Source organism: Chryseobacterium sp. FG46 (assembly GCF_057809135.1).
In genome coordinates, this window is the sequence record NZ_JBMDJJ010000011.1 from 107341 (window position 1) to 120054 (window position 12714).

Consider the following 12714-nt stretch of genomic DNA (forward strand, 5'->3'; position numbering starts at 1 on the left):
AATAAATGGAACAGAAAAAAATATTGATTATCACCTATTACTGGCCTCCTGCGGGAGGTCCTGGTGTTCAAAGATGGCTGAAATTCGCAAAATATCTGCCAGATTTTGGCTGGAAACCGATCATCTATACTCCGGAAAATCCAAGTTATCCATTGCTGGACGAAACGTTGATGAAAGACGTTCCTGAAAATATTGAGATGGTAAGAACCAAAATCTGGGAACCTTATCAGCTGGCTGAAAAACTGAACAAAAGCAATAAAAAATTCAAAGCGGGACAGTTTGATGTAGGAAAAAACCAAAGCTGGAAATCCAGACTTTCAATTTGGGTAAGAGGTAACTTTTTCATTCCTGATGCCAGAGTCTTTTGGGTAAAACCTTCTATTGCATTTTTAGAAAAATACCTGAAAGAGAATTCAATAGACACCATCGTTACGTCCGGTCCTCCCCACTCGCTCCATCTGATTGGTTTAGGGCTTAAAAATAAAATGCCGGATTTGAAATGGATTGCCGATTTCCGTGATCCATGGACAGAGATTTCCTATTACAAACATTTGAAATTAACCAAAAGTTCGGATAAAAAACACCGTCAGCTGGAAAGTGCTGTATTTAAAAATGCAGACATTACCTTAGCGACAAGCTACACTGATGCGGAAAACTTCAGGAAAACAGGAGCCAATGCCGTTTGTATTACGAACGGATTTGATGAAAGTGATGCAGGGCAAAAAGGTGAAAAAGCAAATCCACAGGCTAGTAAAACGTTCACGCTAAGTTATATAGGAGTTTTGGAACAACTCAGAAATCCTGATAATCTATGGAAAGCACTTGATGAACTGATCAGGGAAAATGTCGATTTTGCCACTGATTTTAAATTAAAATTTGTCGGAAGAATAGATGATAAAATTTTACAGTCCATTGAAAATTCAAGCCTGAAAAACCATATCCTGAACCTTGGATACCTTGCTCATGGGAAAGCGGTAGAAGAGATGCAGAATTCTGATCTGCTTCTTATTACCAATTTCCCGAATGAATCTTCAAAGGGAATCATCCCAGGAAAAATCTTTGAATATCTGGCTTCAGGAAAACAGATTCTTTCCTTCGGGCCTGAGAAAGCTGATGTGGCAAAAATTCTGGAAGAAACTAAGGCAGGAAAACATTTTAGTTATCAGGATACAGAAACTGTCAAAAAATTTGTTCTAGAAAAATTTGAACTTTGGAAAAATGGCAGCCTTCTTGAAAACACTCAGCATATTGAGCAGTTCTCAAGAAAAAATCTTACTCAGCAGCTGACTGAAGTTTTGAGATAAAAAAGAGAAAGAAGTTAGAGGCTGGAAGCTGGAAGTTTATTCCATTTCCCTGCTTCTAACTTCTAACTTCTAACTTCTAACTTCTAACTTTGAACTTTTATATCGTCCACTGATCGTTCACCACAGCAATCAGATAATATTTACCCTGAAATTCTTCCCATACAAATCGGACCGTTTTCCAGTCCATATTACCGGATTTTTCGGTTCCTTTGATATAGTTTTCTGTGAAATCGGCTTTTGGATAAATCTCTTTTAAATTATTCAGGGAATTTCCTCCTCCGATAAATTTATTCAATGAATATTGTGAAGCTGTAAAGTCTTTGGAAAACACCCATTTACCCAAATAATCATTAATTGTTGCTTTATAAGGATCTCCTGAGCCATCTTGTAACCCCCATGTAAACAACGTTTTAGCAGGCTGGTATTTTTCAAAATCTGCTTTAGAAAAATGTTTATCTTCCTTCAGATTAACAAAAGCATACATTGAAAACCGAATTCCTTTCTGCGGGTGGATCAGGGAAGCAAAAGCAGTGTAATCTTTATTCTTCAGTGCCTTCAAAACCTCATCATTAGTCTGCTTTAAAGCAGCTTCTTTATCAGCATTATTCTGAACCGTACCTGCACTGTCTGTTTTATTTTGTGCAATGGAATCGATCTCGTTCGGAACAGGTTTTCCAGCTTCTTTCTTACAGGCTGCAACAAGACTCAAAACGACTACAGCGATCAATAATTTTTTCATATTTTACATTTTGCAATGGGTAAAAACACCAAAACTGATGCCAAGCGGTAAATAACGTAAAGAGATAAAGACTATGAGGATTGGTAGGTTTCCGCTTCTCATTTTAAAAATTACATCGTACATTTGTTAGATGGAAATGTTGGACATTCTGATTATCGGGGCCGGACCCATCGGTTTGAACTGCGCCCTTGAAGCTCAAAAAAACAATCTTAGTCATGTAATCATAGAAAAAGGAACCATTGTCAACTCACTGTACAATTATCCTTTGTACATGCGTTTTTTCTCCACTGCTGAAAAGCTGGAAATTGATGAGATTCCCTTTATTTCTACTGCTCCAAAACCTGGAAGACAGGAAGCTTTGGAATACTATCAGGGAATTGCCAGACAAAAAAACCTGAATATCAATCTTTATGAAAAGGTTTTGAATGTCTTGAAAAAAGATGAAATATTTGAAATCAAAACTACCAAAGCAATCTATCGGGCTAAAAATGTAGTTATTGCTACCGGATTCTATGATATTCCTAATCTTATGAATATTCCAGGAGAAAATCTTCCGAAAGTCAAACATTATTATACAGAACCCTATCCTTACACAAGACAGAAAATTGTTGTTGTAGGATCAAGCAACTCTGCTGTAGATGCAGCTCTGGAAACCTACAGAAAAGGAGCTGATGTAACGATGATTGTCCGTCATTCTGAGATTTCAAAAAGTGTAAAATATTGGGTAAAACCGGATATTGAAAACAGAATTGCAGAGGGCAGTATTAAAGCTCATTTTAATGCAGAAATGATCGAGATTAAAGAAAATTCTGTGGTTTTTAAAGATGAGAAAGGAGAAACTCATGAAATTGACAATGATTTCGTACTGGCCATGACCGGCTACCTTCCGGATTTTGATTTTCTGAAAAATTCAGGAATAGAACTCAACGGCGACTGCCTCAATCCATTTTATAATCCTGAAACCATGGAAACCAATATTTCTAATCTCTATCTTGCAGGAGTAGTTTGCGGAGGAAAAGATACCCACCTTTGGTTTATTGAAAATTCAAGGATTCACGCGAATATGATCATCAATACCATTCTTTCAAAATCTTAATATTAAGCCATTAATATATTTAAAAACATTACTGTCCGATAAAAAGTATAAATACATTGAAAATATCAATATTTACAGCATGAATTAACAGGTCACTCCTCTGGAGCTTTATTTTTCACCGGGACTTCATTTTTTTCTACTAACAGCAGATCCCGATGGGATCAAATCCAGCTCCCATGAGAGCTAACTGTTAATAGGACGTATTTGTTTTAAAATTATAGCTCCAGAGTAATTATGTTTTAATTTAATCGGACAAGAATGATTAATAAAAGTTTCCGGGCAATTTCTACGAAATTGCCCGGAAACTTTTTATTTTTAAATTCATGAACAAAGGTCTATATAATCTCTTTTTCTACCTTATTTTTATCCTTAAGCATCCATGGAATGATAAAGTAAAAGCCAGTCGCGATAACTGCCGCCAGTACTCCTGTTCCGATCCATAATACACTGAAACCTAATTTTTCAGCGATCAGTGTTCCTATATAAGGTGTGATGATAAAGGCAATGGAAAATGACATTCCGTTCAATCCCATATAAGCGCCTTTGTTATTCTCTCCCGAACGTAATGCCGTAATGGTTGACATAAAAGGGAGTGTCCATATTTCTCCTACACAAAGCAGTGTCATAGACAATACAAGCGTAATCAAACTGTAATCGAAAGCAAGCATGGCGTAGGAAATACCACACAGGAAAGTCCCGATCAACATCGTAAAAGCTAATGTGAAATACTTCTCAGCAATCTGTACCAGTCCCATTTCAAGCAGTACAATCAGGAAACCACTGTATCCGAGAATATATCCGATATTCTGCTGGCTCAGGTGTGCTGTATCCTTATAAAATATCGTCAGCGTACTGAACAACTGGAAAAAACATATGGAAAACAACATACAAAATACGCAGTAAATCAAGAATTTACTATCGCGATAGGGTGAACTTTCCTTTTTAATAACAATCGCTTCTTTTATCTTTTTCGCTTTCTCTTTCGCCAGTCTTGCACGGTCTTTAAAAAACCAGATATACATCAATCCTGCCAGCAAAGCAGCCAATGCATTGCTGAAAAACAGAAATTCATAAGAAATAGCCGATAAAATACCACCCAGCGCCGGACCAATGGAAAATCCAAGATTAACAGCCATACGATTGAGCGAAAAAGCACGGGTAATATTCTCAGGTTTTGCATATTTGGTAATCGCCACCGAGTTGGCCGGACGGAACGTTTCACTTACAATACTTTGGGCTAAAATAATTCCCGCCAGACCAGCTTCCGTTGTAAAAAGCGGAATCAGACAGAATAAAGGAACGCTGAGCAGTAAACTCAGACTCTGTACCCTATACTCTCCTATTTTATCCGTGATCATACCGCCCAGCCATGATCCAATGACCGAACCTATTCCAAAAAAACTCAGTACAATTCCGGAATTTTCAATACTGAAATGTAAATGATTGGTCATATAAACTCCCAGAAACGGAAGTACCATAGAACCGGCCCTGTTGATGAGCATTACCAACGCCAGCATCCAACTCTCCTGCGAGAGTCCTTTAAAAGAACTCGTATATACGTTAATTAATCTCACAATACTATTTTTGGGGAAATTTGAAAGTGCAAAATTAGCTAAAAATAACCCAAAAAGCCTCTATTTAAAACCTTTTTCATCAATAACTTCCATACAAACAGTCTGTCAGTATAAAAATGGATTATTTAAAATATAAAATCCAAAGACTTTTATAAAAATCGTAAATTGCAGTAACAGTAAGGCTATTTAAGCTAAAAACCTCTTCAAAAACCATAAAATTTAATCAATACTAAGAATGGTAACCTACGAAAATTTACATGATACGCTATCCTTTTACAGTATTGACTGCCGGCAATCCTATTACATTTCTTCCGGGAAACCCATTTTCAAATTCCCTAAAGCTTCTTTCAGGATGGATTATTACGCTCTATGTATCTGTACTGCCGGAGAAATCAATATTGAGATAGACCGTCAGAAATATAAAATAGAGGCCCACAGTTTTCTTATGGCTGCTCCTTCCACAATTGTAAAATTTGTAAAGACGAGTGAAGATTTTACGATGAAACTGCTGTTCTTCGACAAGAATTTCCTGATTAAAAATATTTCCAATCCTTTTATTATTGAAAAAATGAATCTTTTTTCCAAAGGTTCATACAGCATCGTAAAAACTACGGCAACTAATTCTTCACTCCTGCAAAACCTTCTGGACTACCTTGATAAAAAATCGAAAAAACAGGGAAAGTTTACGGAAGAGATTATCCGTACCATTATTTTCAATCTTCTGCTGGAGACTGCTGAGATTATGGAACAGGAAAATGCTTCCAATCCGGAAAAAGAAGAAGGGAAAAAAGACCTTTATCTCAAATTCAGTAAACTGGTCCGTGAAAATATCACCAGGGAACGGGCGGTTCAGTTTTATGCAGATCAACTTCATGTTTCCAATAAATACCTCATCGAAATCATTAAGAAAGCAAGTGGAAAAACCCCTCATGAGGTTATTGATGAGGCGCTGCTTAAAGAAGCTTATGTAATGCTTGGAAATCCCGGGATCACCATATCAGAAATTGCCTTTGAACTTCAGTTTAATTCGGCGTCAGCCTTCGGCCGTTTCTTTAAAAAACATACGACGCTTTCGCCTTCGGAATACAGAACTAAAGAAAATATTCAGTCATGAGAATTTGGGGATAATAATTCTGAACTTGAGGATATATATCGCTTTCTGAATAGAGGTACCTTTATACTGTTAATTAAAAACAATAAAAGATGAGTACGATCAATTCAAAATTCGATAAAGTTTTAAATACCTCTGAGCAGTTCGGCAAAGTAAACCACGAACCGGATTCAAGTAAAGAAGTTCAGATTAACACTCCTGAAAAGACGATGCCTTTCTCCGACCAGATCGGGAATTACCAACGTAATAAAGGTATTCCTTTGCAATCTTACGAAAACAGTAAAATCTATATTGTAGGAAGCGGAATTGCCGGTATGTCGGCAGCGTATTATTTTATCCGTGATGGCCGTGTACCAGGCAAAAATATTATTTTTCTCGATCAGCTGGATGTGGAAGGCGGATCTCTGGATGGAGCCGGAAATGCCAAAGACGGTTACATCATACGTGGAGGAAGAGAAATGGATATGACCTATGAAAATTTATGGGATATGTTCCAGGATATTCCTGCCCTGGAGCTGCCTGCGCCTTACAGTGTGCTGGATGAATACCGCCTCATAAATGATAACGACCCGAACTATTCCAAAGCAAGACTCATTCATAACCAGGGACAGATCAAGGATTTCAGTAAATTCGGACTTGAGAAAAAGGATCAGCTGGCCATTGTAAAATTGCTGTTAAAGAAAAAAGAAGAGCTGGACGACCTTACCATTGAAGATTATTTTTCTGAGTCTTTCCTGAACAGTAATTTCTGGTTTTTCTGGCGTTCTATGTTTGCATTCGAAAACTGGCACAGCTTACTGGAACTGAAACTTTATATGCACAGATTTCTTCATGCCATTGACGGAATGAAAGACTTCTCATGCCTTGTTTTCCCAAAATATAACCAGTATGACACTTATGTAACTCCATTAAAAAACTTCCTTGTGGAAAAAGGAGTGCAGATTCAGTTCAACACTTTGGTAAAAGATCTTGATATTCATATTAATACGGAAGGAAAAACAGTAGAAGGAATCATCACTGAACAAAATGGAGAAGAAGTAAGAATACCAATTGGTAAAGACGACTACGTAATTGTAACTACCGGATCTATGACTGAAAGTACGTTCTACGGAGACAACAATACTGTTCCCGAAGTTACGATAGATAACAGCAGCGCCGGACAAAGTGCCGGATGGAAACTATGGAAAAATCTTGCAGCGAAATCTGAAGTGTTCGGGAAGCCTGAAAAATTCTGTAGTCATATTGAAAAATCTTCCTGGGAATCTGCTACATTAACCTGTCGTCCATCTGCCTTCACAGAAAAGCTTAAAGAACTGTGTGTAAATGATCCTTATTCCGGAAGAACAGCTACAGGAGGGATTATTACCATTACAGACTCTAATTGGGTGATGAGCTTTACCTGCAACAGACAGCCGCACTTCCTTACCCAGCCGGATGACATCCTTGTAGTATGGGTATACGCTTTACTGATGGGTAAAGAAGGTAATTACATTAAAAAAACAATGCCTCAGTGTACCGGAAACGAAATTCTTGCCGAGCTGTGTTATCACCTTGGAATGACTGATCAACTGGATAACGTTATAGAAAACACCATTGTACGTACAGCATTCATGCCTTACATCACTTCTATGTTTATGCCAAGAGCAATGGGAGACCGTCCGAGAGTAGTTCCTGAAGGATGTACCAACTTAGGTCTTGTAGGACAGTTTGTAGAAACCAATAATGATGTTGTCTTCACCATGGAAAGCTCTGTGAGAACGGCGAGAATAGCTGTTTACAACCTTCTTAATCTCAATAAACAGGTTCCGGACATCAATCCGTTGCAGTATGACATCCGACATTTATTAAAAGCTACCCAGGCTTTGAATGACTATAAACCCTTCCTGGGAGAAGGAATTTTAAGAAAAATATTAAAAGGAACTTACTTTGAACATATCCTTGTAAACCGTCCTGAAGAACAGGAAGAGCATGAATCTTTCCTGACCAGATTTCAGGAATGGGTAAAAGGAGTAAAAGGCTAAAAGATCATCGAATAAAAGCATCTTTAATCAAAAATCAATCACATGGATTTTAAAAATATAACGATAGCGGGAAGTGGTGTATTGGGATATCAGATCGCCTTCCAGACTGCCTATCACGGATTCAAAGTTACTGTATATGATATCAATGATGAAGTACTGGAAAAAGCCAAAGGTAAGTTCAACGCTTTAAGTGAAGCTTACAAAAAGGACCTGGGAGCAACGCAGGAGCAACTAGACTCCACGTTTAAAAATATCAGCTATTCATCTGATCTTGCTGAGGCAGTAAAAGATGCCGATCTTCTGATAGAAGCTGTTCCCGAAGATCCAGCCATTAAGATGGATTTCTACCATAAACTGGCTCAGACAGCCCCTGAAAAAACCGTATTTGCAACGAATTCTTCCACCCTTCTTCCAAGTCAGTTTGCTGAAGCTACAGGAAGACCGGAAAAGTTTGTAGCACTTCATTTTGCCAATGAAATCTGGAAGCACAATACCGGAGAGGTAATGCGGCATCCCGGAACTTCTCAGGAGGTATTTGATTCGCTGATCAAATTTGCAAAAGCGATTGGAATGGTAGCACTACCTATCCAGAAGGAACAACCCGGATATATTGTCAATTCATTATTGGTTCCGCTGCTTGGCGCTGCTGTCAATCTCTGGGTGAATGAAGTCTCAGATATAGAAACAATTGACAAGACATGGATGGTAGCTACCGGAGCACCAGCAGGGCCATTTGGTATTCTGGATATTGTAGGAATTACAACCGCTTACAATATTAATAAGATGGAAGCTGAAGAAACTCAGGATCCTTTAAAAATCAAAGCCGTTGAAAAATTAAAAGAAGATTATATTGATAAAGGAAAACTGGGAGTATTAAACGGAGAAGGATTTTATAAATATCCAAACCCCACCTATCAGGACAAGGGTTTCCTGAAGTAGAATCTTAAATTTCAGATTTTAAACTATTAAATAATAAAAGCAGGACTTGTATGAAGTCTTGCTTTTTACTTATCATTCTTACTTAAGATTAATTCTGAAAGCTGTATGTTGGAACTCGCAAAGACGCAAGCTTATTTTTTTAAACCGTTTTTAAGACGCAAAGATTTTATCTCCGATAAAATTGTAATTTGTTGATCCCTGGAGCTTAGAACATTGATTGATTAAGTAGTATTACACTTGCCGGAAATCTTCCATTTCTTGCGCCTCAAAAATATCCAGAATGCATAAATTTCTTTGCGCCTTCGCGTATTCCAACAACAAAAAAGCAGGACTTCAAATGAAGTCCTGCTTTTATTTTATGATCTGTTCCTGAAAATTATTCAGGTTTATAAGAATCTTTCAAAGTTACTGTTCGGTTAAATACCAATGTATCATCTGTAGAATCCTGATCTTTTGTAAAATATCCGATTCTCTGGAACTGTAATGGTTCTCCCACAGCAACGTCTTTCAGACTTGGCTCAGCAAATCCTTTTACCGTTGTTACAGACTCAGGGTTGATGAAGTTTAAGAAATCTACATCTTTTTCCGCATCAGGCTGTTCCACTGTAAACAGTTGGTTATAGATTCTTACTTCTACAGGAATAGCATGATTTGCAGATACCCAGTGTAAAGTTCCTTTTACTTTTCTTAAACTTTCCTCTGTTCCGCTTCCCGACTTACTCTTCTCATCATAAGTAGCGTAGATGGTAGTAATCTCACCATTTTCGTCCTTCTCTACCCTTTCAGCTTTGATGATGTAGGCAGATTTCAAACGAACTTCTCCACCCAATTTAAGTCTGAAGAATTTATTGTTAGCTTCTTCTTTGAAGTCTTCACGTTCTATATAGATTTCTCTTGAGAATGGTACTTCTCTTGTTCCTGCATTTTCCTGTTCAGGATTATTCTCAGTTTCCAACCATTCTTCTTTGTCTTCCGGATAGTTTTCGATCACTAATTTCACTGGATCTACAACTGCCATCACACGCTTGGCAACCTTATTCAGGTCTTCACGCACGCAGAAATCAAGCAACTGAATTTCGATAAGGTTTTCTCTTTTTGCTACTCCTACTTTCTCAATAAAGTTTCTGATAGAAGCAGGAGTAAATCCTTTTCTTCTCATCCCTGAAATAGTAGGCATTCTAGGATCATCCCATCCGGTTACGACCCCTTCAGCTACCAGTCTCTGAAGCTTTCTTTTGGAAGTAATCATATAGGAAACATTCATCCTTGCAAATTCTCTCTGCTTGTTTTTAACTCTTCCTTCTTCGTAAACCTGATCTAAATACCAGTTGTACAAAGGTCTGTGGTTTTCAAACTCCAAAGAACATAATGAATGCGAAATTTGTTCGATATAATCAGATTCACCATGAGCCCAGTCGTACATAGGATAAATTTTCCAGGCTGTACCTGTTCTGTGGTGAGGCTTATTCAAAATTCTGTACATCACAGGGTCACGCATATTCATATTGGGCGAAACCATGTCGATTTTTGCACGAAGAGACATTGAACCACTTTCAAATTCCCCGTTTTTCATCCTTTCGAATAAATCCAAGGATTCCTCCACAGGACGGTTTCTGTATGGAGATTCAATTCCCGGTTCTGCAGGGTTCTTTCTTTGCTCAGTAATCACTTCAGACGGCTGCTCGTCTACGTAAGCTTTTCCTTCTTTAATTAACTGAACGGCCCAATCGTAAAGCTGCTGGAAGTAATCGGATGCGTACAAAACTTTATCCCATTTGAAACCTAACCATTCAACGTCTTTCATGATAGAATCTACGAATTCCTGTTCTTCTTTTTCAGGGTTCGTATCGTCGAAACGAAGGTTTACGGGAGCATTGTATTTTTCACCAAGACCAAAGTTGATGCAGATAGCCTTTGTATGCCCTACATGCAGATAACCATTGGGTTCAGGTGGAAAACGGAAACGGATCTGATCTCTTTTCAGACCGTTTGCCAAATCATCTTCTATAATTTGCTCAATAAAATTGAGTGATTTTTTTTCTTCTTCCATTAAAGTAGCTTTTATTTTTTAGCAAAAAAAGTTTCACAAAGTTACGTAAAAATAAGCTTTTGTAAAAGTGATAATTTAAAAGCCTCATTGATTGTAATTCAATATTTTTCACTAACTTGGGAAAGCTAATACCATTTTAACCCATTACCCCTCATGGCCGTTTATATCTTAAGCAACCGGAAAATTATCCGGCACAAAGACGAAAGAGTAGACTCTTTTTCCAATGAAGAATACTCAATTCCTAATTTCAGAATCGCTAAATGTGATTTTGACAATTATAAGAAACCTACTGCACAGGTCAAAAAGAAAAAAGACTACACCAACAGAAATATTTTAAATTACCAACTTTTTTCTGAACCCGAAAAACAGGGTTATGAAGAAGTTTTAGACGTTCTGTTGAGTGAAAAAGGAATTAAAAAATCTTCTCTTACGGCCAATAATCTTGGCGGAACCCAAAGAATGTTTTATGAATTATACAAGAATATGTCATCTACCAAAGACAGAAGTGATGTCTTAATATTCATTCATGGTTATTTGTATGATTTTGATGACGAATTAAAGGCTATCCTTGATCTTAAGAAAATATTCATTGATAATCCTGCGTCTCCTGTAGAGCATATCTTATTTGTGAGCTGGCCGGCCTCCGGCAGTATAATCCCATTGAGTTATTTTGATGATAAGGCTTCCAGCATCAATTCCGGAACATCGCTAATGAGAATGTTTTATTTCTATACTCAATTTTTAAAAGATATTTTTTCCAACCGGAATCTTGCTCCCTGCAATCAAAGAATACATCTAATGGCGCACTCTATGGGAAACAGAGTGCTTCAAAGCATGTTATACAGCCTTAAAAGGGAAAATATCCTTCGTGTAATTGACCAGGTTGTATTGCTGAATGCCGATGTGAGCTATAAAGTATTTGAAGATTCCGAGGACTCATTTAATAAACTTCCTTTATTGGCCAACAGGATTTCTATTTACTTGAACAGACAGGATATTATTCTGGGGGCTTCTCAGTTTACAAAAAATATTCTCACCCCAAGACTTGGCAAAAACGGTCCCAGTGGAATTGATCAGTATAAAGATATTGTGTCTGTTATTGATTGTACCTTCGTAAAAGATGATCTTCTGGGCAGCTTTAAATATGAAGTGGGAAACCATTGGGGATATCTTTCAAGCTCGCAGGTACAAAATGATATCTTCCAGAATTTATACGGAATTGACAGAAATCTTATCACCAACAGAACAAAAGATAACGAAAATGTTTTCACAATTATTTCTTAAAAAATAAATCCTATGTTAAAATTAGCCCTCAATTACAGTATGGCACAAAGATTGCTAATTCAAACAATAGGGAAATATAATTTTTTATTATGGGACAGATTAAAAAAAGGGTTTCTTTTATATTAAATTATTTAAAGAAAGCCATCTTCGTAAAAGATGTGATTTAATTGGGTAAAAACCTTTAAATCAGTAAAATATCCGAATCACAACTACCAGGTCTCCCCTACAGACCGGATAAAAAAAATTTATATATTCTGAACAGGAAGGGATTGCCAGGTTAAAAGACAGCGACCAACCCAACCCATATTCAATACTATTTAAATATTCCAGAGAAATTGTTAAATATTACTAAATAATTCTCCACATGTTGTATAATTAAAAAAAGTTATCGACATTTACTTACCAATCAAATAAAATTATTATCATGAAAAATCTAAAGAAAATCAAAAGAGGGGAATTAAAAAGCATCAAAGGAGGAAGACCGCCTCTTGGGTGTAATAGTTGGAATCCGGCTGCCATGTGCTGCAGATCATGGGCTCCTGACTACTGTGGGCAGACTACTTGCCCGGATTCACCACCGCCATTATGCTAATAAA

The 12714-nt window shown here is 37.3% G+C and carries 10 protein-coding genes; 7 read left to right on the forward strand and 3 right to left on the reverse strand.

From position 1 onward, the window contains the following. Positions 1–5 precede the first annotated feature (5 nt). Positions 6–1304: a glycosyltransferase family protein gene (locus tag ACODR7_RS10450; RefSeq protein ID WP_488838964.1), complete on the forward strand. Its 1299-nt coding sequence runs from the start codon at positions 6–8 to the stop codon at positions 1302–1304. Between the two features lie 97 nt (positions 1305–1401). Here the strand turns inward: ACODR7_RS10450 and ACODR7_RS10455 are convergent, their stop codons facing one another. Next, the gene (locus tag ACODR7_RS10455; protein WP_488838965.1) at positions 1402–2043 is read right to left on the reverse strand and encodes a hypothetical protein; all 642 of its coding nucleotides are present in this window, start codon (positions 2041–2043) and stop codon (positions 1402–1404) included. 130 nt (positions 2044–2173) lie between these two features. Here ACODR7_RS10455 and ACODR7_RS10460 point away from each other — a divergent pair, with 130 nt between their 5' ends. Beyond that, a complete protein-coding gene (locus ACODR7_RS10460) occupies positions 2174–3139 on the forward strand; it encodes a YpdA family putative bacillithiol disulfide reductase (protein WP_488838966.1) in 966 nt (321 codons plus the stop codon). A 335-nt stretch (positions 3140–3474) separates the two neighbouring features. Here ACODR7_RS10460 and ACODR7_RS10465 read toward each other — a convergent pair whose 3' ends face one another. Further along, the gene (locus ACODR7_RS10465) at positions 3475–4656 is read right to left on the reverse strand and encodes an MFS transporter (RefSeq protein ID WP_488838988.1); all 1182 of its coding nucleotides are present in this window, start codon (positions 4654–4656) and stop codon (positions 3475–3477) included. A gap of 292 nt (positions 4657–4948) precedes the next feature. On the opposite strand from ACODR7_RS10465, the gene ACODR7_RS10470 reads away from it, so the two are divergent. The 3 genes from ACODR7_RS10470 (at position 4949) to ACODR7_RS10480 (ending at position 8784) form a co-directional block, all read left to right on the forward strand. Next, positions 4949–5827 (forward strand): AraC family transcriptional regulator, encoded by an 879-nt coding sequence (locus tag ACODR7_RS10470; protein WP_488838967.1) that lies wholly within the window; start codon positions 4949–4951, stop codon positions 5825–5827. 89 nt (positions 5828–5916) lie between these two features. Beyond that, on the forward strand, positions 5917–7845 hold the full coding sequence (locus tag ACODR7_RS10475) for an oleate hydratase (protein ID WP_488838968.1): 1929 nt from the start codon (positions 5917–5919) through the stop codon (positions 7843–7845). A gap of 42 nt (positions 7846–7887) precedes the next feature. Continuing rightward, entirely contained in the window at positions 7888–8784 is an 897-nt protein-coding gene (locus ACODR7_RS10480; protein ID WP_488838969.1) for a 3-hydroxyacyl-CoA dehydrogenase, read from the forward strand. Between the two features lie 376 nt (positions 8785–9160). Here the strand turns inward: ACODR7_RS10480 and ACODR7_RS10485 are convergent, their stop codons facing one another. Next, positions 9161–10834, reverse strand: a complete 1674-nt coding sequence (locus ACODR7_RS10485; protein WP_488838970.1) for a glutamine--tRNA ligase/YqeY domain fusion protein — start codon at positions 10832–10834, stop codon at positions 9161–9163. Positions 10835–10987: 153 nt separating this feature from the next. Between ACODR7_RS10485 and ACODR7_RS10490 the strand changes: the two genes are divergently transcribed. Together ACODR7_RS10490 and ACODR7_RS10495 are read left to right on the forward strand one after the other, a co-directional pair. After that, positions 10988–12118 (forward strand): alpha/beta hydrolase, encoded by a 1131-nt coding sequence (locus ACODR7_RS10490; RefSeq protein ID WP_488838971.1) that lies wholly within the window; start codon positions 10988–10990, stop codon positions 12116–12118. A 424-nt stretch (positions 12119–12542) separates the two neighbouring features. Beyond that, positions 12543–12710: a bacteriocin-like protein gene (locus ACODR7_RS10495; protein ID WP_488838972.1), complete on the forward strand. Its 168-nt coding sequence runs from the start codon at positions 12543–12545 to the stop codon at positions 12708–12710. Positions 12711–12714: the final 4 nt, after the last annotated feature.